We start from the raw sequence: 22,742 nt of genomic DNA on the forward strand, positions 1-22,742 counted from the left end.
TCAAGAAATGTTGTAGATTAACTCAGTATTACTTGGCATAGTTTGGTTGAACTTATATAAGGTCTTATTTCTGTTCGGTTTTGGCTTGAATCTCGCTTTGACCTTGTTCCCCCATATCGATCGCCACAATTTATTTAGCTAGTAATCTGTCTACATACTGTCCTAACTGTGATTCCCCACACTGATTTGGTGCAGCGAGGGTTTGAGAGATTTGGCGTTTGTGGGTTAATAAATGTTTTTGTTGTCGCTGTTGGTTTAAAAGTCTGTAATTATTGTTGACAGTTGACTGGGATAAAATCTCCCTTACCTAGCAATACGGTTCAGTTAAGAGAATAGTAGGTTGGGTGGAGCGATAGCGGAACCCAACAAAGTCTTGAGAATGTTGGGTTCCGTTCCTCCACTCAACCTACACCAGTCTAAGTTGTTGCTTTAACTGAACTGTATTGCCTTATCTAGGGGAGAAGAGAAGTTGCTAAGAAGGTTCCTCTCCAAGCAAACTTCGGGGAAGAGAAGAATTCCGAAAATAATCCTCCTTCCTCCCCTACTTCCCCCGCCTTCTTCTACGCCCAATCTCTAGGCTGGAGAAAAACTTCTGTTAGTTCCGCTTCTGGGCTTCCAGCTTTCGGTTCGTAGCAATATTCCCAACGTGCTAAGGGTGGTAAAGACATGAGAATCGATTCTGTCCGTCCCTTAGTTTGCAAGCCAAACACAGTTCCCCGGTCGTAAACTAAATTAAATTCAACATAACGACCACGGCGGTATAGTTGGAAATTACGTTGGCGATCGCCGTACTCAGTTGCTTGCCTGCGTTCTACAATAGGCAAGTAAGCAGGTAAGAAAGCCTGACCGCAAGACTGGACAAACGCAAAAATATCCTCCCAATTCCGCGTCACATTTCCCACTTTCTGGCTGTAAATTGCGGCTGGACTATCTGCTTGAGTGCCAATGTAAAGCTTACCGCTAGCATCTTGATAGTCGAAGAAAATACCGCCAATACCTCGCTGTTCTTGGCGATGTCGTAAATAGAAGTATTCATCACACCAGCGTTTAAATGCTGGATAATACTCTGGATTATGGACATCACAAGCATTTTTTAGCGTCTGATGAAAGTGAACCGCATCCTCTTCAAAGGCGTAGTATGGGGTTAAATCCGCCCCACCACCAAACCACCAAATAGGGCCAGCTTCAAAGTAGCGATAGTTGAGATGTACTGTTGGTACATAAGGATTGCGAGGATGCAACACCATTGAAGTTCCTGTGGCAAAAAACTCATGTCCGGCTGCTTCTGGACGTTGCGCCAAAATTGAAGCAGGTAGGCTATTTCCCCACACTGCGGAAAAGTTCACGCCACCTTGTTCAAACACCCGTCCTTCTCGAATCACGCGGGTACGTCCTTCTCCCCCTTCTGCTCGCTCCCAATAGTCTTGGTGAAAGCTTGCTTTCCCGTCAATTTGCTCTAACGCTGTGCAAATCTCATCCTGTAAGTTCTGCATGAATTGCTGCGATCGCTGCCGTGAATCCTTGGGTATTGTATTGGTAGGTGATATCAGCAATTCTGTGTGATTTGGAGATTCTTGCAGAGAATTATCGGAATGACGACCCATGTTAAAACCTCTGAAACTTTGAGTAGGGGTAATTACTATTGCTTAATAACTATAGAGTTATTAAGTTAGAATAAAGCAGAGAATTTTCAAAACTTAATAAATTCACTCAACCCAACTCCTCAAAGCTTTTCCGCTTTTACTTTGTATGAGGCATTTCCAACTTTGTTGAAGAAATATGAAGAGTGTTAGCCAAAGAATCACGCTGATCATAACTTGATGGCGATGATTTTATAGTAGAGGAAATTGGCAGCACTAATATATAAAGTTGAACAAATGACTCCCACCCAAGTACAGCAATTGCTAGCAGAGTAAATAACTTTGTTGTGTCATCTTATTCTCTATTTTTAAAAGTTGGTGACGACCATGCGCTTATATGTTTAATTGCTAAAAGTTTCGGATTTTTTTACTTAAAGTTTGACAGTGATCTGTTTCAACCTCAACTTGAATATATTATTGGAAAAACATTGCCAAATTAGGTACAAGTTGATAAGTTCCGCTTTTAACGATGATAGATAACCCCAAATATATTAAGATAAACGGAAACACCTTCCGACCATAGCGAATTAGCACCGAAGCCATGAAAGGGTTGCGAGTGAGGTTGTAGGAGAGAAAACACCACATTCCAATTGCTAAATAGCAAATACATACAATTACTGCCAAACTAGGAACATTGCTGCTAGCAAATAAAGGGACATAAATACCAATATTATTTCCACCATTAGCAACGGTAACGGCAGATACACGGTAGGTTTGAGGATCTTTGAGGGTTGCGAATAATGTTTTTTTATGGCGTTGGGATTTGACTGAATAATCAAAATTGACTGATACAGCTTGTAAACTATCTTCTTCCTCTTCCTGATTCATCAGATGGCTGATACCAATTATTATTGGCAGAATCCCTAGTAATCCAACCCATGCTTCTGGAAGGACTAGACCACCGAAAAAACCAGGGAGACTAGCTGTTACCAATATAGTAAATCCCACAAATTCACCAATAATAATATGTTTTGGACGAAAGGCATGATTTACCTTGCCAAAAAAAGCTGTCAAATATAAATTATCATCAAATGTTGTTGCAAAAGCCACAGATATTGCAATCAATGATGTACCAATTAGCCAATCCATAGTCTTTTACCAGAATGGTTGAGGGGAATTATTTCCGTAAATAATTTGAAGTACAAATGTAATTGTGGTCTTCGACAGTTAAGCTTATTAGCTTATAAACTTAATATTATGTTTTGGCTTAGATAAGAGCAAATACTCTTTTTTCTTAAAACGATAAATTGAATTTATTGAATAAAAAACCAGGTAATTCTCATACCTGGTTTTGATCTAAGGAAGATATTAATGTTTATGAAAAAGAGTCAGAAGACAGAATACCCTTTCAGGGAAGCAAGCTACAGAATTCAGAATTCCCCATACCTGAAGTCAGGGGTTTCAGTAAGGACAAGAGTTTTTTCTTCTCCACGATTAAAAACGTTCTGCTTTAAACCTTGATTCTCCATCCAGTCGCACAGAATCCATGCTGAATTCTGGCTCCTGAATTCTTCTTCGGTAATACTTAAATATCCAACTTTTTAAAAAAGCCGAGTGTCCTGTTATTGACGGAAGAATGGGAGAAACGCTACCAAGCGATCGCCTACCATAACCACATGGGGAGGAGAAAGATTTTCTGTGAGTAAAATGTGATGCAAAGCAGAACTGCAATAAAACAGATGAAACTCCTGCTAGGACTGAGTTTAATTAGATTTTGGCTAATTGGTCATGTGTCCTATTTTTGCCCTGCACCAATAGCAACAGGTTCACCAATAATTTTGGCAAATCTTTGTAAATAGAAGTCCACAGGATTTGCTACCGCTTGAATCGAGGAGCGATCGCGCACCAGATCCCACCATGTCTGCAAATGAGTTGTTTCTGCTGGTAGTGTGAACTTGCGGAAATGTTCTAAGAGTGGTAAACGTTCAAACCAGGGATAGAAGCTGATGTCAACTAGGCTGAACTGATTTCCTAAGAAGTAATCACCTTTACTTAATCCTTCTTGTTCAAGATATAGCAGCGCCTCAGTAAACTCTTTTCGTCCTTGTTCTTGTTCCTGATGATCTTTACCACGGAGAAATTTGTTAAAAGCCGGGACAAGCCGAGTATTGGCGTAGTCTATCCAGATACGAGCGATCGCTTTATTTGCAGGGTCATGGGGTAACAATGGTGGTTCAGGGAAAGCTTCTTCTAAATATTCATTAATAATCGCAGATTCATAGATAATTACATCCCCGTGTTGGATAGCTGGAACTTTGCCATAGCGGGAAATTTGTATGTACCCATCTGGTTTGTTTTGTAGGTCAATTTCTATAGGGGTGAAATCAATACCTTTTTCCAGTAAGGCTACACGGGTACGTTGCGAGAAGGTAGAAGCTTTAGCGAAGTACAGTTGTATGTTGCTCATAAAATCCTTTCCTGGTAATTACCGTGAATGCAGACTATGTAAAATTGCACAACTCAAAGCAGAGCAGTAAAACAGAAGCTAGATGTGTTGATTAGTGCAGTTAAATAATTTGACTCACAGGTATCTACGTCTATTAATTGATATATTACACTTTATCGGTCGATTTAACGTAATTTAAATATTATACGGTCTTTCAAAAAATATGTATACCTAATTATTAGTGTACCTAAATAAATGTTTAGACATAATCAGGCTGATCAAGAAAGAGGTATCATGATGTACTCGAAAGCTGACTCTAATAGGCAGATCCGTCTTGGCTTGCTAGTCCCAGCAGGTAACACCACATTTGAGCCTGACTTTCACGCTGCTTTTTCCAGTCAAGTCAGCATTCATAGCCATCGTGTGATTGCTAAACACCTGCATGCCTATGAGAGCTATGAATCAATGGATGACATTAATGAAGAGGCTGTCAAAGAAGTAAGTAAACTAGCTAAAGCCAGAGTGCATTTTGGAGCATACGGTTTCACAACAGCAACATTTTACCGAGGGCGAGTTTTTGCTGAACAATTACGACAACGTTTGACACAGGCGCTAGGAGTACCCGTTGTTATTCCGGCTCTAGCTCTATTAGAAGCATTGCTACATCTCCAGGTGAAGAAAATTTCTGTAGTCACTCCTTATCCAGACTGGAACAACCAAACGCTAAAAACATTTTTAAATGAAGCACCTTTGGAAATAATTACGTTTAAAGGTGATGAACGCCCAAAAGAAGTAGCAAAAACTAATTACCTTTGGCATCAGTCGCCGGATGAAGCCGCAGCTTTTATCAAAGAAGTATCTCACCAAGGTGCAGACGCTATTGTGTTGCCCTGTACAGCATGGAGAACATTTGAAGTAATAGAAGAATTAGAAGCAGATTTAAATATCCCCGTAGTTACGGCAAACCAAGCCACAATATGGAGTTTGGCAAGACGAGCTGCTATTGAATCTTCACTTTGCCCCAGGGGAACACTGTTTAATATTTAGTCACAGATAAACAACGAATTGATGTCAACCATAGTCGATCCTGTCATCGACAAAGCTTGTCCAGCAAAGTAGAGGCGATAATTACGCGACCTCAAAACAGGTAGCTCAAGATTCAACTTGAATCCAAATTTAGATAATAATTTCATGAACTTAAGTACAAAATTTCACAAGTAAAGACTCTGCGCCCCTCCGCGCTGACTTTGTGTACCTCTGCGTTTAAAACTTGTTGCAACGCAAAGAAACACAGAGATTAGCGCAAAAGTACGCAGAGGGTTTCTCAAGATAATTGGCTATTGCCGCAAAAATTACACTGTTACTAATTCCTGGGTTGCAACTAATGACTCAGGTTTTACCCAAATCTTATCCAACCCACCACTAAGGAGCCGATATTGCTGGTTGGGATCTTGTTGCGGGTAATCCATGCGTTTGTGCATTCCTCTAGTTTCTTGACGTTGCAAGCCACTGTTGTACATCCAACGAGCAGTAGCTACCATTGCCGCAGCTTCCCGCGATCGCACAATTTGCTGATCATCTGGTGTATGACTGTTGCGGATTTCTTGCCAGAGGTCATCTAGCCTTTCTAGGGATGCGCTTAAACTGGTAGCAGTGCGGAAAAGGTTGCGATCGTAGGGGAAAACTTCAGCTTGAGTTGAGGCGATCGCTTCATCTGGTGAAAATGTACCATTACCTTCACCATGTAATCCCGCTTCCCCCACACCCTGTACACTGCGTTGACTAGCGTATTCACCCAAACTCAACGCATAATTAGCAGCAGATTGTCCAGACCAATAGCCAGAAGACATTGCCCAAGCTGCATTATGACTACCTCCACCCGTAAAGCCACCACAAATTAATTCTCTAGTAGCCGCATCTCCTGCCGCATAAAGTCCATTCACTGAGGTAGCACAGGTATAATCTGCAATCCTAATTCCACCAGTACCGCGCACAGTTCCTTCCAAACGCAGAGTTACAGGGAATCTTTGCGTAAAGGGGTCAATCCCAGCGCGATCAAAAGGAACAAAGAAGTTAGGCTGAGATGCGCGCATCCAGGCTTTTGTTTGCTCATCCATGTTTTGATCCAGACACGCATAAACTGGCTGAGTCAGCAATGTTTTGGCAATCACAGAACGACCATGCTTAGAACCTGCACCCTCAATTACCGTCCCATCTTCGTATGTGAAAGAAGCCCAATCATAATAACGAGTCTTCGTTACAGAAGAAAAAGCCGGGGAAATTGCATAGGCATTAGAAAATTCCATACCAGAGAAATCAGCACCCGCCTCAGCCGCCATCAATAAACCGTCCCCTGTCAGAACATTGCAACCAAGTGCCTTACTCAAGAAAGCACAGCCACCTGTAGCAATCACAACCGCCTTGGATCGGACTGTCCAACGTTCCCCAGATTGACGATTGATACCCTTAGCCCCAGCCACAGAGCCTTCTATATCTACCAACAACTCTAAAGCCGGACTGTGGTCTAAAATTTTTACACCTGCTTGTTTAATTTTTCTCCGCATAAACCGCATATAATCCGGCCCTTGCAAGGAGCGACGGATCACCTTTCCATCAGCATCCACACTGAAAGGATAACCCTCATCTGCCAGAGAGTTAATGTTGTCATAGGTGCGATCTAAGACCCTAGTCATCCAATGACGATCCGCCAGAAAGCCTCCCATCGCTTCCCGACTCGCCATTGCAGCTTCTCGCTGTTCTGGATCTGGTGGAACATACCATACACCATTTCCAGAGGCGGCGGCTGCACCACTTGTACCGCAGTAACCCTTGTCTACTAAAACAACTTTTGCCCCACTGGTTGCAGCACTCCAAGCAGCCCAAGTACCAGCCGGTCCACCACCAATGATTAATACATCGGTAATTAAATCTATATGAGAAACATCTTGACGGATATTCATGAAATTTACTCCTTAGATATAGTAAGCAGATTTGTCATTTTTTAGTAGCCGATGTGCGCTCTTTACCCCAGCCGACATTTTTTCGATAACTGCCAAGTAACCCAGATGCGATCAAAGCTTCTTCATCCACTGGTACTGATTCCTCAGCGTTAGGATCAACATACAGTGCATCTACAGGACAGTACAGTTCGCACATATAACAGGTTTGACAATCGCTCTGGCGAGAAATTTTCGGCGCACTCCCTGGTACTGCATCGAACACATTGGTAGGACAAGCAGTAACGCAAAGATTACATTTAATACACCGTGATTCACTGACTAATTCAATCACATTGCTACTAACTCCCTCTTGACAACACCTTTAGCAAGTCATTGCTCTGACACTCACAAGCTCTCACTCCTGAATTTATAAAGAGGAGTATTGTTAAGTCCGCCAGACATAACTAGCCCAATTCATCCGTGCATAAGTTTTAGAAGACCTGAAAGGCTTATTTATCAGGTAATACAAAGACCGCATACAAATACTAATCACCGACCGATTTATCGGAGATTGACTTAGCAGTATTGCACGGTGCTAGAGAAAATTCAAGTCTTTCGCCATTAAAATATATGATTAACTAAATTTATTAAATGCTAACAGTTAGTAAAGCTAAGCTTAATTTGATACTTCGTACTTGATTTGGATGCGTAGGCCGTCGTAGACATCGCTCAAACCTACCTTAACATTCTCCGTCAACCCCCCAGTGCTTGGACATAGGAAATAGAATTGCGTCCTTGGGGAGAAAAATCTTGAACAAGAATTAGTATCATTCCTACTTGATTTTTATAGTTGTTTGTGAGAAAGTCTATTTTAATAAAATACAGTAAATCGATAGATTTATTGTAGTTAATATTTATTGGCAGACAGGTAATCATAGAATAAGTGTTGTTTAACACTTATTTGTCACTGGATATGCCTTAAAAATAGAAAACAGGGAAAGAATATTTTTATACGTTCCTTGTGAATTCTATTTATGAACTAAGAGTGCAAAAGTCTTCCTTTGGGACTTTGGGTGAAACTCTTAAATAACATTGTCAGCAACACCAAATTATTTATGCAATAAGTCTATTAATGATACCAATTTGAAAAGAGAATGCGACAAATAAAGTAGAGACGCGATTCACGCGTCTTCACCCAATGATGTGTTGCAATCATTAATTGAATTGGTATGAGTAGCGTCAACTGATGCTGTTGTGACTACCAAAGTTAGCATCTGTAAAATCACAGAATTGATATCAAATTCATTTGCTCACCTATTTTTTATTGATAGGTGTAGTAACTTATTTTGTTCAGATGTATAAACTTGGTTTTACCAGGAAAATTGTCATGTCTCAAGCCAAATTAAGACCAACAAATAACTAATAGGAATTTACCATGCACCAACCATTTGAACCACAAAGACGAAAAGTTTTACAAGGATTATTAACATATTCAGCCTTAGGATTATCTGGTTTTGCTGCCCCGATAATTGGAGACATATTACAAGCCAATGCTCAGACAAAACGGTCAGGAGTTAATACTAAAACAGTTCGAGTGGGTTATCAAACTTCTGGAGATTTAGTCAAAATCAAAAAAGTTTTAGAACCACGACTCAAATCTATCGGTGTGGATATAGAATGGACACCATTTCCGGCGGGACCCCAACTGTTAGAAGCTATGAATGTAGGTAGGGTTGATATTGGTTCAGTGGGAGAAACACCACCAATATTTGCTCAAGCAGCAGGTGCGCCACTGGTGTATATCGCTGGACGCAAACCTAGCAAGGGTGAAGGTAGTGCGATCATTGTCAGAAAAAACTCACCTATTAAGAGAGTTGCAGACCTCAAAGGTCAGAAAGTAGTTTTTCAAAAAGGATCAGCATCACACTATCTACTTGTCAGTGCTTTAAAAGAAGCAGGTTTGAAATTTAAGGATATTCAAGCCATCAGTTTAGCACCTGCGGAAGCTCGTGATGCCTTCCTGCAAGAAAAAATAGATGCGTGGGTAACATGGGACCCCTTCTATGCTTTTGTGCAGAAAAATGCTGGCGCTCGCACTTTAAGAAATGCGGCTGGAATTGCTACTCAAGGTGGGTTTTATCTATCACGGCGCGAATTTGCTGTCCAAAATCCTGAAGTGGTGAAGGTAATTTTAGATGAGATAGACAAACTAGGACGATGGGCAGAAAGTAACCCTAAAGAAGTAGTGAAAATTCTGGCTCCTGAACTGAAGCTGGAACCGTCACTTTTAGAAACTGTGGTGCGCCGACGCACTTATGGATTAAGAAGACTTACTCCTTCTCTAGTTGCTGAACAACAGCGCATTGCAGATTTATTTTACGCAGAGAAGATTATACCGAAGAAAATTGATATTAGACAGGCATTACTTACTTCTCAACAATATGCAGCGATCACGCCTCAGCGTATTAGTGGCCGATAGAAAAATTTTGGCATTTTGTAGTTTCTATCCCCTAGCGATCGCCCTTTACTTCAAAGATATATACCATAGCAATGAAAATACCATTTCTTGATCAACGGCGTAAATTCTTTAAACAGCTTGTACAATATTCAGCATTAGGATTATTTACTTTCTCAACACCCCTAGTAGGTAGCTTATTACAGAGTACTCAAGCCCAAACCCAACGAGGATTTGTTGCCAAAGAAATCAACTTAGCTTATCAAACTTCTGGTGATATTGTTAAAGTCCGAAAAGTTGTAGAGCCACGGTTTAAAGCTTTGGGTATCAAAGTGAATTGGGTAGGGCCATTCCCAGCCGGGCCGCAATTGATAGAAGCAATGAACGCAGGTAGAGTTGATATTGGTACTGTGGGAGAAACACCGCCAATATTTTCCCAAGCCGCAGGCATCACAGAAGTTATCTACATTGCTGGACGCACTCCTAGTCGGGGTCAAAACCAAGGTGTTGTAGTCAGAGCTGATTCTCCGATTAAAAAATTAGCTGATATTAAAGGGAAAAAAGTTGCTTTTCAGAGGGGATCAAATGCACATTATTTACTAGCAAAAGCTTTACAAGAAGTGGGCTTAAAAATTAGTGATGTGCAAATTGTTGGTTTAACTCCATCAGAAGCTCGTGATGCTTTCATTCAAAACAAAGTGGATGTTTGGGTAGCTAGTGACCCATTCTTAGCTCTGGTGGAAAAAATTATTCCGATTCGCAATTTGAGGAATGCAGCCAAAATTAACACATTGGGTGGATTTTACCTGGGTAGACGTAGATTTGTCACTCAAAATCCTGAATTGGTAAGGGTGTTTTTAGAAGAAGCAGACAAGGTAGGCGAATGGGCAGAAAAAAATCCCACTGAAGTTGCTAAGGCTTTTGCACCGGAACTGAAATTGGAAGTATCAGTTTTAGAAAAGGTAGCACGCCGACGTACTTATCGCTTAAGAAGACTCTCACCTGCGATTATTGCTGAACAACAACGGGTAGCTGATTTTTACTTTCAAGAAAAAATAATTCCCCGCAAAATAAACATTCAGGATGCACTACTACCGCCACAATTATCGGCAGCAATTACACCCAAGCGTCTGAAATGATTGCGATCGCATCCCTAATCTAATGAATTGATTGAGTGATTGGTGCAAAATTTATTTTCACGAACAAATTGTCAGCATTTTTCTCAACCGTCGTCTTGCCAGGTTCCTGCTAACAGTACTTTTTACTGTTCATGCTAATGGATCAGTGAAGCAAAATCTCATCCGAAAATTTTATTTCCTCACAATAGAGATTCATCCTATGCAACCCGATCACGATTTTGATCAAGCTTCTCAAGAGCAGAATGAAACAACAAATCCTCAATCTCGTAGTAGTGGAAAAAGACGTGGTAGACTTTTTGGGCGAGACGGTGTTAGTAGACGTTTATTTCTTGGTCACGCTGGTTTGTTTACTGCTACTAGCGTTGTGACTGGGATGATCGGTTCGTCTTTCTCAGGTTCCAAACAGGGAGATATTGCACAAGCTAGAGAAATTGCTCAGGGTAGATATCGTGTTCGAGATTTTAACTATATAAAATTTCGTCAGCAAGCCTTTCAAGTCCGTCTCCAAGCAGCGCAAAATAATCGGCAAATTGATATCCCACCCCATCCTACCAATGGCGATGAGGAACGCTATGCCAACAAAATTGCTACAGACACGAGGGGATTACCACACGATCAAAGAGGCGAAGTTGATCTGCAAGCTTATGATTCTTTGATTAGGGCATTAACAACACAGAACCCAGATGATTACGAAAGGATTATTTTGGGTGGTACAAGGAAGTTAGTGAATCCTCAAGGGCCGTTGGCAATTAGTTTAGAAGGCATCAATGCTTCTCAGATAGCAGTTCCACCGCCACCAACCCTAAATAGTGCAGAACAAGCGGCAGAGGCGATTGAACTCTACTGGCAGGCTTTATTAAGGGATGTGCCTTTCAGTCGATTTGCTCAAGATCCGAATGTCGCCGCAGCGATCGCCGAACTTAATAGCCTACCGGAGTTCCGGGGGCCAAAACAGAACGGTTTTGTCACTCCGCAAACTTTATTTCGTGGTAGCGTTATCTATGTTGATCAGCGCGATCGCTCAGGTAGGACAACAAAATACGTTACTCCTCCAGGAGTGCTAGATGGCCCCCACATTTCCCAATTTCTGTTACGGGAAATTCCTTACAATACTCAATTCATTTCACCCTTGATTCGTACTGCTCTAGCTGGTAAGGAGAATGATTTTCTCACTAATTACAATGAATGGCTAACTGTCCAGAATGGAGGTAGTTCTGGCAAGTCCATTAAGTTCGATCCCACACGCCGTTTTGTTTTTACTGTTCGTGATCTGAGCGAACTATCACGTATTGGTGGGGCTTTGTTCTTTGGAGCTTTGTTAATTCTCAATAGCATTAGCGCACCGTTAAATCCAGGAAATCCCTATATCAACTCCAAAACTCAAGTTGGTTCTGCTGCTACCTTTGCATCGGCACATTTTCAAGCCTTACTCAACTTAGCTCCCTCGCGGGCAATCAGAGCTTCTTATTGGCAAAAGTTTTACGTACATCGACGTTTACGACCAGAAGCTTATGGTGGATTGGTTTATAACAACATTGTCAATGGAACTAGTTATCCGATTAATTCCCAAGTCTTCAATTCCACAGCCTTAGCTCGCACCTTCAGCACTTTTGGTACTTATTTGTTACCCCATGCGTACCCAGAAGGCGCACCATTCCACTCTTCTTACACTGGTGGTGCTGCTTCGATTGCGGGTGTGCAAGCTACGTTGTTGAAAGCCTTTTTTAATGAGAATTTTGTGATTCCCAATCCTGTAGAACCTGATCCCAATGACCCCACCAAACTAATTCCCTACAGTGGCCCAGCTTTGACAGTCGGTGGTGAGTTGAATAAACTGGCGACGAACTATTACATCGGTCGTGGTCATGGCGGTATTCATTGGCGTTCCGATGGTGCAGCTGGCTTAGCGTTAGGTGAGGAAGTTGCTATCAGTATTCTTAGAGATGAAAGACTGGGATACAACGAACGGTTTAATGGTTTTACCTTCACCAAATTTGACGGTACAAGAGTGACTGTCTAAATCCAAGGGACTTTTTCTCACGGTCGTCGCTGTTCTCCATACTCCAATTAGCAACAAAAACCAGTTAAGGGATGAGACTTGATTTTATCTAAATACTTGTGATACTCTGCCTTCATCCATAAATCACAGTTACTTGATAGATTAACCGTAGTTTTTGAATACACAGTGTGCATCAAATGGGAATTAGCCCTTATGCCGAAAGATTGGTATGAATGGCACGACCTCTACAACACTGAGCCAAAATTGCAGCAGCGTCTAGAAATCGTGCGGGAATATATTGCTTATAGCTTAAATGCCTTACCAGATGGGGCTATTCGGATAGTGAGTGTCTGTGCGGGTGATGGGCGAGATTTACTAGGAACTTTAAAAAACCACCCCCGGATAAATGACGTATACGCACGACTTGTTGAACTCAACCCCCAGTTAGTTGAACGTGGACGAGCAACTATAGAATCATTGGGTTTAGCCAAGCAAATTGAGTTGATCAACGGTGATGCAACTCTCGCTACTAACTATGTAGGAGCAGTACCCGCAGATATTGTGATTGTGTGCGGTGTCTTTGGCAATCTGGCTGAGGAAGCAGAACTCAATCGCTTACTAGATAACCTGAGTTTTCTGAGTAAACCAGGTGCTTTTGTGATCTGGACTCGTGGACACTCTAATGGTATTCCCTACTCTGACAATGTGCGGAAAATTTTAAGTGCATCTGGATTTGAGGAAATTAGCTTTAACCTAACAGCCACGGGAGATATGGGCGTAGGTCTTCATCGATACATCGGTGAAAATTTACCTGAACCCAAAGAGCAACAGTTATTTGTGTTTTCGGGCGTTCCTAGAGCAGCGAGGTAAAAATGTCTATTCAAAACACGGTATCAGGTTGGGAAGAACTTTTAGCAACTGCTAGAAACCATACTTCTGCGCGTCGGGTCAAAAGGCCAGGGCAATCTCCTTCTACTGCACCCATCCCCAGTAGTTTACATAAACTCCCGCCAAATACAGAACCACCAGTCCTGCTTTACCGAGATACTAATTCCTGGTGTCCTTTCTGCGAGCGAGTTTGGTTCGCACTGGAAGAAAAAGAAATTCCCTTTGCTACAGAGTTTATTGATTTAAGTAACAAACCCAAATGGTATACCGATTTAGTTCCGACAACGCTTGTCCCAGGGGCAAAAATTGAGGGGAAATTAGTATATGAATCCAAAGATATTCTCTTGGCTTTAGAAGAAAAGTTTCCTCATCCTGCCTTATTACCAGAAAATCCAGAGGAAAACGCTGTTGCTAGACAGTTGGTTGAGGAGGCGGATACTAATGGTTTTAGGAGTATTGCTTTCAAATTCCTGAGAGAAGCGCCTGTAGATGTTGATGAGTTGGCAAAGTTACAGGCAGAGTTTGAAGCTCAGTTAGATGAACTTGAGCAAACTTTGGCGAAGTATCCCGGCCCTTACTTTGTTAGTACGTTTAGCTTGGTAGATATTATGTATAGCCCCCATCTGGATAGATTGGCGGCTAATTTACCTGTGTATCGGGGGTATCACATCAAAGGAAATCCGCGTTTTCCTCGGATTAATGCTTGGTTTAACGCACTGAATCAGCGTCCGGCTTATCACAGGGTGAAGTCGGATAATATTACCAATAATTTACTGTTGCGTCGCCGATGGGGAGTGGAACCCATTGGTAATCCTTTACCTCTGGATGTGGCCGATAGTGAGAAAATTCAATATAGAGCCGAAGCGGCTGAGAGATTGAGCGATAATCGGGAAGTGGCGATCGCAGATATTATCAAAAACTCTGGAGTCCAAGCTTTAGCCGCAGATGGTGACTTTACCACAGTTAAAGAGGCAGTTGATTTTCATTTGCGACAACTGGCTGATTATTTACTTCATGGTAATGGTGAAACTTTAGCCGGTGGTCGGACAGGTGGTAAAAATAGCACTGTTGATCCTATTTTCGCTGCTGTGGGAGCGATCGCTTTTGCATATTTGAGAAATCGCATTTGCGCTCCTCGTGATATGAGTGCTGGTGCAGCAACGGCGTTTCGAGCGGCAATTGATAAATTGTTGGCTTCTGTTTATTAATTTTGTGGGCGTTGCTGATGATCAAATTACCTCGCGCAGAGGCGCAGAGAGTAAGAGAGTTTCATGCTCGAATTTAGCAAAGCTCAAATTTATCAGGAGGGAAGGAAATTGCTAACAGCCTATAGGGAAGATGAACTACAACTGAGCGCTGATGTATTGGTAATTGGCGGAGGCCCTGCCGCAGCATGGGCAGCCTGGTCAGCCGCATCCCAAGGAGCCAAAGTCATCATTGTTGATAAAGGTTTTCTGGGTACGAGTGGTGCGGCGGCGGCCAGTGGTAACGGCATCATGGCTCCTTCTCCAGAGAATTGGGAGAAAGTTGGAGCCGAGCGTTATCGCATCGGGAAAAACCTCGCTAACTTACGTTGGATTGAACGGGTTATCGAAAAAACTTGGCTGAGTTTGCCTCTGGTGGAAAGTTGGGGCTATCGTTTCCCTAAAGAAGATGGGGAATCTGTGCGTCAGAGTTATTATGGCCCTGAATATATGCGGGTGCTTCGCAAAAACCTCTTGCGTGTTGGTGTGCAGATTCTTGATCAAAGTCCTGCCTTAGAGCTTTTATTAGCTGATGACGGCTCGGTGGCAGGTGCAAAAGGTGTACAGAGACAACATCATCGTAGTTATACCGTTCGTGCTGGTGCAGTAGTCTTGGCTAATGGCGGTTGTGCATTCTTGAGCAAGGCGTTAGGTTGCAATACTAATACAGGTGATGGACTGCTGATGGCAGTAGAAGCTGGTGGTGAACTCTCTAGTATGGAAGCTTCTAATCACTATGCCATCTCGACGGCTTTTAATGCGACGGTAACTAGAGGTGTTCCCTTTGGTTGGGCTAGTTATAGCGATGAAGCAGGTAATGATCTCGGTGGTTATGCCAATGGTCGTCGTGATCCTTCTTTCCTACCTAATGCCCTGCTCAAAGGCTCCGTTTATGCTCGTTTAGATCGAGCTACGCCTGAAGTTAAGGCAGTGATTGAAAAATCTCATTTCATCGCTTTTCTACCTTATAAAAAAGCTGGTATTGACCCCTATACAGAACGAGTGCCTGTGACACTGGTTCTGGAAGGGACAGTCCGTGGGACAGGTGGAATCAGGATTGTGGATGATACTTGTGCTACAAAGGTTCCTGGCTTATATGCGGCGGGTGATGCAGCATCGCGGGAGTTTTTAGCCGGTTTAGCTTCTGGGGGTGGCGGCCCCAATGCTGCCTGGGCAATCTCGACAGGGCAATGGGCAGGAGCAGGGGCAGCTGCTTTTGCCAAGAGTTTGGGCGCTCATCCTCATGAACGGGTGGCGCGTCCGGCTGGTCAAGTGGGATTGCGCTCATCTTCTCCTACTTCCGCAACATTCGATAACGAGGCGATTGTGCATGGTGTACAAGCCCAGATGTTTCCGTTGGAGAAGAATTACTTGCGGTCTGAGCAAGGACTTTTAGATTCCCTTGCTAAATTAGAAACGCTGTGGCAGCAAGTAAAAGGAAACCCCAAACAAGATACAGTCCGTGATGTAGAATTTTCTCGTCGAGCAGCAGCTCTGACGGCTGTAGCACGATGGGCATATTTTAGCGCGTTAAACCGCGAGGAAACACGCAGCGAACATATTCGCATAGATTATCCCGAAACCGATCCAAATCAGCGTTATTACCAAGCTACAGGCGGTTTAGATAAGCTTTGGGTGAGGCGTGATTGGATTACGGATGCTCCTACTAAACAACCAGTAATCACTACTCCCACCACATCATCTGTATCAAAGTTATAGCAGGAGCAGGTCATGATTGAGCTTGTCAGCCATAAACTCTGTATCAATTGCAATTTGTGCGTCCAAGTTTGTCCTACTAATGTCTTTGACTCTGTACCTGACCAACCACCCATAATCGCCCGCAAGGAAGACTGTCAAACTTGTTTTATGTGTGAGGCATATTGTCCTGCGGATGCGCTCTATGTTGCACCCCAATCTCATACAGATATGGAAATCAATGAGGATGATTTAATTGAAAGTGGCATCATGGGTGAATATCGTCGCCTCTTAGGCTGGGGATATGGTAGAAAAAGCAATAGTGAATTGGATACAGCTCATAAACTGCGCCAATTACCCCGTCCTTATCAAAGTTAATTTGGGTATCTAGGGACTAGATTTTAACTCATCACTCTAAAGCACTTTTTGACGTAGTTCTGGAAAGACTTTAGATACTTTTTTCAAGAGATAATCGCCATAAGTCCCACGAAATTCGTGAACACTAGCTTTATCCCAGCGATCGCTTTGATCATCTTTTACTACTACATCCTTCAGATCAATGGGTTTGACTTCAACGTTAAAGTTAGGATCAAAGAAGAACGGGAACGAAAGGCGATTACTTGTTGATAGGTTGCGAACGCGGTGGGGTGTGGAGCGATATAGTCCTCTTGTCATGCGATCGAGCATATCCCCAATGTTACATACAAAGGAGCCAGGAATAGGAGGAGCATCTATCCAACCAGACTTGGATTTGACTTGCAATCCGCCGATGTTATCTTGCTTGAGAATAGTTAATACTCCGTAATCTGTATGTTCGCCAACGCCCCATTCAGATTGAGATCCTAAATTAGGAGGGTAATTAAAAATGCGAAATAATATCAATGGATCTTTCGTATAACGTTCTGCAAAGTAAGACTTGTCTAAATCTAGACTCAAAGCTATACCAGCCATGAGGATGTGTCCGAGTTTGGTCATTGAGTCTATATATTCAAGTACAGTTTCCCTAAATTGGGGAATATTAGATGGAAAGAGATTGCGACCGTGCATTGGTGTACCAGCTTTCACCAGTGGGTGATTGTCTTTTAGTTCGGAACCAAAATAAATACCTTCTTTTAAGTCTGGTCTACCTGATGTTAACTCGTTACCCACAGGGAAATATCCTCGCCACGCTCTACCACCAAGAGCCATAGAAATTTTCAGTTTAGTTTCTTGATCCTGGGCGAAGAACTCTTGACTGAGATGTTCTAACTGCGTTTGTAGTTGTTCATCTACTCCATGTCCAACAATATAAAAAAAACCGTAATCTTGGCACGCTTGTTTGATCTGCTGTGCAACGACATCAGAAGAGTTATTCCTTTGGCAAGTTAACCCACTAATATCAATGATAGGAAGTTGTAAGACTGTCATATTTTGTTTCTCCTTAGTGTGCGTACACGAATAACTAGAATTATATTGATACCAGAATTTTGAATATGGCGATCGCTAATCTTTTTAGAGGATCAAAGTAGGCGTTTGTCCACATTATCTTGTGAATTTTCTTGTAAATACTGGTAATTTGATTGATTTACCGTAGTATTGATTATATAATTCTCATTGATTCACAAAAGAAAAATTATTGAGTAACACAAACTGAACAATAAAAGTTGTCAATTCAATAAATAAATCATCCCAAAATATGCAATATAACCAATTAGGCAATAGCGATCTACAAGTTTCTGATATTTGCCTTGGCACAATGACCTATGGGCAGCAAAATACTATAGAAGAAGCCCATCAACAGCTAGATTATGCAATTGCTCAAGGAGTTAATTTCATCGATGCGGCTGAGATGTATCCAGTACCGACCAGCGCTGAAACATACGGATTAACTGAGACTTATATTGGAGAATGGTTAAAAAATCAACAGCGAGAGCAACTAATAATTGCTACTAAAATCGCGGGGCCTGGTCGTGGCTTTAAATGGGTACGTGATGGAGCAAAAGCCATTGACCGTAATAATATCAAACAAGCAGTGGATGATAGTCTGCAAAGATTGCAGACAGATTATATTGATTTATATCAAATTCATTGGCCTGATCGTTATGTACCCCGTTTTGGACAAACAGTTTTCGATCCCACTCAGGTAGGGGAAACAATTCCCATCACTGAACAGCTGGAAGTTTTTGCTGATGTCATCAATGCCGGAAAGATTCGCTATATTGGCTTAAGTAATGAAACTCCTTGGGGTGTAGCACAATTTAGTCATGCGGCTAAACAATTGGGATTACCTAAAGTTGTCTCCATTCAGAATGCTTATAACTTGCTCAATCGAAATTTTGATGGCGCACTTGCAGAAACAGTTTATTACGAAAATATTCCTTTACTAGCTTATAGTCCTTTGGGATTCGGCTATTTAACTGGTAAGTATCTTAACGGTAAACCAGAGAAAGCAAGAGTTACTTTATTTGAAAACTTTGGTCAGAGATATTTAAAACCAAATGTTAGCAAAGCAGTAGCAGCTTATGTAGATATTGCCAAACGCCATCAACTGAGTCCTGCACAACTAGCGATCGCATTCGTGCGGAGTCGTTGGTTTGTTGCTAGTACGATTATTGGTGCGACTACACTAGAACAACTCAAAGAGAATATAGAAAGCATCAATGTAGTTCTTGATAAAGACATCTTGGCGCAATTGGATGCAGTTCACACTCAATATCCAAATCCAGCACCATAAAACAAGATACCCAACTTCTCGAAGAAGTTGGGTATCTCTGAATAAAGCAAAGGTGTAGAAAATTATGGCGATGCTAATAAACCAATCTTTCCTATTCATACAGGAATATCAACATGGCTGAAATTAAGATATACAGTGCGGTAGTTTGCCCTTATGCTCACCGTTCGCGTTTGGTACTTCAAGAAAAAGGCATTGACTTTGATTTGATAGAGATCAATTTGCAGAACAAGCCAGAGGGATTTACAGATATTTCTCCTTATGGAAAAGTACCAGCGCTAGCACATGGTAATCACCGAGTTTGGGAATCAGCAGTAATTAACGAATATCTGAATGAGGTATTTCCTCAGCCGCCTCTTTTACCTAGTAGTCCTATTGCTAAAGCCCAGGCTCGTATCTGGATTGATTTTGCTAATACTAGATTCGTTCCGGCTTTTTCTGCTTTGTTGCGTAGTCCTGATATTCAACAGCAAGAAGCAGCTAAACAAGAACTGTATAAACATTTAGAGTTTATCGAAAATGAAGGTCTAGGGAAGTTATCAGGAGACGGCCCCTACTGGTTTGGTGAATCAATTAGTCTGGTTGATTTCACCTTTTATCCCTGGTTTGAGCGTTGGCCTGCACTGAAGCATTATCGAGGTTTGGCGCTACCAGAGGAATTTACTCGTCTACGTCGCTGGAAAAAAGCTGTAAAACAACGTGATTCAGTTGTGGCGATCGCTAATAGTAAGGAGTTCTACATTGAGCGATATGCTAGATTTGCTACTCCTGTCGCTGCATAGTCAACCCTGGAAGAAAGTCAAAGGTTAAAGACATTTTCGCTTTCCCTAAGTGTTCGCCACTCAAATATTCTGGGTGGCGAACAACTAAAAATAGTCAGGCGGGATATTGCTTTAATTAGGATAACTAGTCTGCTATAAATTGGGTAACTCAATCCTGGGGGGAGATTAGCTAGACAGCAGAGCATCTTCTGTTACCAAGCTTGATCTGCGGAAATAGGAAGCGGAATTTAGTCCCATTTTATGGCAAGATTCTGCACACTTGCGGCAAATAGCAGCACAGAACATCATTGTGGCATCACCGCTCATCTGTTCGCAAGCGATAGCAGTGCGATCGCAAATTTGGGCGCACAAGCTACAGGTGTTTCCCATAAACTCAGAACCGTCATTAATCATGTTGACGCACATCATGCACATTTCTGCACAGTCCCGCATCATGGACATCATACTCATATCCATGTATCTACCATTCTGATTCTTGCAATACTTAATAGTATCAATGCAAGTCGTTTGACATTCTATGCAGTTTTGTTTACAAGCTTCCATATCAGCAAGTATAGATTCAGTTGTCATCATAGAAATAGTCTCCTTGCTTTTGCAGTAGGTAATGTGGCTGACTTAATTAGCAAGGTAACCCTTTATTTTTGGGAAAGCAATAGTTTCTAAATTTCTAGTAATTTGAAGGCCGCTATATCTATGTACTTGACGTAAATTACTCGGCTTGCCAATATTTCATGAGCTTACCATTGGCTACAATCCTCATTAATTAAGGACTTGGACTATTCTGTTAGTTACAACGCACTACTTTGTTGAAGTTCAGGTATCCCTTAATATGCAAAATTTCCCATCCGTTGATTTGATTTGTCATCTTCCTAAATCAAAAAAAGTTGACAAACAATATCTTTTTCATTTACTAGCTGTTTCAGCCTGAAACCCTTATATAGTAAAGATTATAGCTATATAAATCATTGAGGTAAATGATTATTTGAAAAAAAGCTATAAGTACATTTTCCTATAGCTCCTTAATGTCATAGTTTCATGACTTTGAGGCGAAAGCTGAAAATAACTTCATATCTAAATTTCTTTACATAATAGACTTGCCTTTTATTGTTAACCATGCAACACTGCTATATTATCATTAAACTACTTAACTTCTACCGACTAACAGGAGTTAGTTCTAGGAAATCTTGTTACTACTAAAATAGTTATTTTGTAAAAGTGCTTACAGAGTAAGGTTTTAAGGTTAAGTAGACTCAACAAGAATTAAATAAAAGTAGCGTTGATTGATAAATCTTGCTTGTTTGTAACACTCATAATCCCAAAGTTTTAGCCATAGTAATCCTCTCATCGGTTGCGTAAGGTGGTTTATCCACCTTATTTACTTAATTTTACATTTTGAAATATTTGGTTCTAAAAAATGAGTCAATTAATAAAAGATTTTGCAAATATATCTCAAGCGTGGACAAGTAAACGCACTACTCGTCGTCACGCCTTATTTGCCTTTGGCTGTAGCCTAGTATTGTCTACCACACTATTTAGTTGCAGTCCTTCACAAAATAATAACCAGCAACAAGCATCTTCTTCCGCATCTAATGTAGCAAATACAAATGCTACTAATAAAGTGGTGAGGATTGTCCGTTCCAAACAATTGACAGCTTTAGCGGTTCTAGAACAAAAACGTATTCTAGAAGAGCGACTAAAACCTTTAGGTTACAAAGTAGAATGGCCTGAATTTGCTGCTGGCCCTCAGCAATTAGAAGCTTTGAATACAGGCGCACTGGATATTGCTTCAACTGCTGAATCACCTCCTATCTTTTCCCAAGCAGCAGGGACACCTCTAGTTTATTTAGCTGCTAATTCTTCTGATGGTAAAGCAGTGTCGCTATTAGTTCCTGCTAACTCTAATGTTAAAAGTGTTAAAGACTTAAAAGGCAAGAAAATTGCTTCTCAAAAAGCATCTATCGGTCACTATCTTATAGTCAGAGCTGTAGAAAGAGAAGGTTTAAAACTGAGTGATATACAGCCAGTTTATCTACCACCTCCGGACGCAAATGTGGCATTTAGCCAAGGTAAAGTGGATGCTTGGTTTATTTGGGAACCATTTGTGACTAGAAATGTACAACAGAAGGTTGGCAGAGTTTTAACAGATGGTGGTAATGGTTTACGGGATACTAACAACTATGTCTCTACAACCCGTAAGTTTTATCAAGAAAATCCAGAGTTAATCAAAATATTTCTGGAAGAACTGCAAAAAGCCCAAAATTGGGCAAAAAATAACCCCAAAGAACTGGCTAACTTACTTGCTCAAACTACTCAACTTGACCCGCCTACATTAGAAATTATGCACAGTAAGTATGATTTCACACTCATACCAATTACTGAACAAATTATTAACAAACAGCAGGAAGTTGCTGACAAATGGTACCGTTTAGGGCTGATACCAAGAAAGGTGAATGTCAGAGATGGCTTTTTAACTCCAGAACAATATGCGGAAATTACTCCCCAGGAAGTGCTGGCAAAAAAATAGTATTGGGGAAGGTTTCATAGTTAATAGCGCTGCGTGTGTCAGTGGTTTTAAATCTAGTTTAATATCTGCTTTCTGGGCGGTCGTTAGCTGTTTTGCCACTAATTACTAACAAAAACTCTATTCGCTTTTGGGTAGAGTTTTTTATTATGTCTAGTCTACACTTACGTTAAGCTAATGCGCGCCTTAATTGCATAACTACTAATCAGGCCTGTTAACTATCAACGGTCAACAGCTTTCACGATGGATTGTGCAACTTGCTAATTTAGGAACATTGTATTATTGTCAAGCATTTGACGAAATTAGACAATATGCCATACAATCTACAGTAAGCACATCAAGTT

At 41.4% G+C, this 22,742-nt stretch carries 18 protein-coding genes; 11 read left to right on the forward strand and 7 right to left on the reverse strand.

The window, feature by feature from the left end:
* Positions 1-560: 560 nt before the first annotated feature.
* From hemF to GSQ19_RS04760, 3 genes are all read right to left on the reverse strand, one after another.
* Positions 561-1,604 carry an oxygen-dependent coproporphyrinogen oxidase gene (hemF, locus tag GSQ19_RS04750; RefSeq protein WP_011321646.1) on the reverse strand — a complete coding sequence of 348 codons (1,044 nt, stop codon included), beginning with the start codon at positions 1,602-1,604 and terminating at the stop codon, positions 561-563.
* Positions 1,605-2,054: 450 nt separating this feature from the next.
* Complete coding sequence (locus GSQ19_RS04755; protein ID WP_011321647.1) at positions 2,055-2,729, reverse strand: cadmium resistance transporter; 675 nt, start codon at positions 2,727-2,729, stop codon at positions 2,055-2,057.
* A 646-nt stretch (positions 2,730-3,375) separates the two neighbouring features.
* On the reverse strand, positions 3,376-4,047 hold the full coding sequence (locus GSQ19_RS04760) for a glutathione S-transferase family protein (RefSeq protein ID WP_011321648.1): 672 nt from the start codon (positions 4,045-4,047) through the stop codon (positions 3,376-3,378).
* 273 nt (positions 4,048-4,320) lie between these two features.
* On the opposite strand from GSQ19_RS04760, the gene GSQ19_RS04765 reads away from it, so the two are divergent.
* Positions 4,321-5,073, forward strand: coding sequence for a maleate cis-trans isomerase family protein (locus tag GSQ19_RS04765; protein WP_158647778.1), 753 nt, complete (start codon positions 4,321-4,323; stop codon positions 5,071-5,073).
* Between the two features lie 305 nt (positions 5,074-5,378).
* Here GSQ19_RS04765 and GSQ19_RS04770 read toward each other — a convergent pair whose 3' ends face one another.
* Both GSQ19_RS04770 and GSQ19_RS04775 read right to left on the reverse strand, forming a co-directional pair.
* Positions 5,379-6,986, reverse strand: a complete 1,608-nt coding sequence (locus GSQ19_RS04770; protein ID WP_011321650.1) for an FAD-dependent oxidoreductase — start codon at positions 6,984-6,986, stop codon at positions 5,379-5,381.
* 34 nt (positions 6,987-7,020) lie between these two features.
* Complete coding sequence (locus GSQ19_RS04775; RefSeq protein WP_011321651.1) at positions 7,021-7,317, reverse strand: 4Fe-4S binding protein; 297 nt, start codon at positions 7,315-7,317, stop codon at positions 7,021-7,023.
* Between the two features lie 1,083 nt (positions 7,318-8,400).
* On the opposite strand from GSQ19_RS04775, the gene GSQ19_RS04780 reads away from it, so the two are divergent.
* From GSQ19_RS04780 to GSQ19_RS04810, 7 genes are all read left to right on the forward strand, one after another.
* Positions 8,401-9,444, forward strand: a complete 1,044-nt coding sequence (locus GSQ19_RS04780) for a sulfonate ABC transporter substrate-binding protein (RefSeq protein ID WP_011321652.1) — start codon at positions 8,401-8,403, stop codon at positions 9,442-9,444.
* A 71-nt stretch (positions 9,445-9,515) separates the two neighbouring features.
* On the forward strand, positions 9,516-10,559 hold the full coding sequence (locus tag GSQ19_RS04785) for an aliphatic sulfonate ABC transporter substrate-binding protein (protein ID WP_011321653.1): 1,044 nt from the start codon (positions 9,516-9,518) through the stop codon (positions 10,557-10,559).
* A gap of 199 nt (positions 10,560-10,758) precedes the next feature.
* Positions 10,759-12,579 carry a vanadium-dependent haloperoxidase gene (locus GSQ19_RS04790; RefSeq protein WP_011321654.1) on the forward strand — a complete coding sequence of 607 codons (1,821 nt, stop codon included), beginning with the start codon at positions 10,759-10,761 and terminating at the stop codon, positions 12,577-12,579.
* 192 nt (positions 12,580-12,771) lie between these two features.
* The gene (locus GSQ19_RS04795; RefSeq protein ID WP_011321655.1) at positions 12,772-13,428 is read left to right on the forward strand and encodes a class I SAM-dependent methyltransferase family protein; all 657 of its coding nucleotides are present in this window, start codon (positions 12,772-12,774) and stop codon (positions 13,426-13,428) included.
* 2 nt (positions 13,429-13,430) lie between these two features.
* Positions 13,431-14,654 carry a glutathione S-transferase family protein gene (locus tag GSQ19_RS04800; protein ID WP_011321656.1) on the forward strand — a complete coding sequence of 408 codons (1,224 nt, stop codon included), beginning with the start codon at positions 13,431-13,433 and terminating at the stop codon, positions 14,652-14,654.
* A 63-nt stretch (positions 14,655-14,717) separates the two neighbouring features.
* Positions 14,718-16,409, forward strand: a complete 1,692-nt coding sequence (locus GSQ19_RS04805; protein WP_011321657.1) for an FAD-dependent oxidoreductase — start codon at positions 14,718-14,720, stop codon at positions 16,407-16,409.
* Positions 16,410-16,421: 12 nt separating this feature from the next.
* The gene (locus GSQ19_RS04810) at positions 16,422-16,763 is read left to right on the forward strand and encodes a 4Fe-4S binding protein (RefSeq protein ID WP_011321658.1); all 342 of its coding nucleotides are present in this window, start codon (positions 16,422-16,424) and stop codon (positions 16,761-16,763) included.
* Positions 16,764-16,799: 36 nt separating this feature from the next.
* Here GSQ19_RS04810 and GSQ19_RS04815 read toward each other — a convergent pair whose 3' ends face one another.
* A complete protein-coding gene (locus GSQ19_RS04815) occupies positions 16,800-17,792 on the reverse strand; it encodes an isopenicillin N synthase family dioxygenase (protein WP_011321659.1) in 993 nt (330 codons plus the stop codon).
* A gap of 268 nt (positions 17,793-18,060) precedes the next feature.
* Here GSQ19_RS04815 and GSQ19_RS04820 point away from each other — a divergent pair, with 268 nt between their 5' ends.
* Positions 18,061-19,098 (forward strand): NADP(H)-dependent aldo-keto reductase, encoded by a 1,038-nt coding sequence (locus GSQ19_RS04820; protein ID WP_011321660.1) that lies wholly within the window; start codon positions 18,061-18,063, stop codon positions 19,096-19,098.
* A gap of 113 nt (positions 19,099-19,211) precedes the next feature.
* Positions 19,212-19,877 (forward strand): glutathione S-transferase family protein, encoded by a 666-nt coding sequence (locus tag GSQ19_RS04825; protein ID WP_011321661.1) that lies wholly within the window; start codon positions 19,212-19,214, stop codon positions 19,875-19,877.
* Positions 19,878-20,042: 165 nt separating this feature from the next.
* Here GSQ19_RS04825 and GSQ19_RS04830 read toward each other — a convergent pair whose 3' ends face one another.
* Entirely contained in the window at positions 20,043-20,456 is a 414-nt protein-coding gene (locus GSQ19_RS04830; protein ID WP_224311576.1) for a four-helix bundle copper-binding protein, read from the reverse strand.
* 835 nt (positions 20,457-21,291) lie between these two features.
* Here GSQ19_RS04830 and GSQ19_RS04835 point away from each other — a divergent pair.
* On the forward strand, positions 21,292-22,401 hold the full coding sequence (locus GSQ19_RS04835; protein WP_011321662.1) for an aliphatic sulfonate ABC transporter substrate-binding protein: 1,110 nt from the start codon (positions 21,292-21,294) through the stop codon (positions 22,399-22,401).
* The last annotated feature ends 341 nt before the right edge of the window (positions 22,402-22,742 follow it).

This window comes from Trichormus variabilis 0441 (genome assembly GCF_009856605.1).
Lineage (GTDB): Bacteria > Cyanobacteriota > Cyanobacteriia > Cyanobacteriales > Nostocaceae > Trichormus > Trichormus variabilis.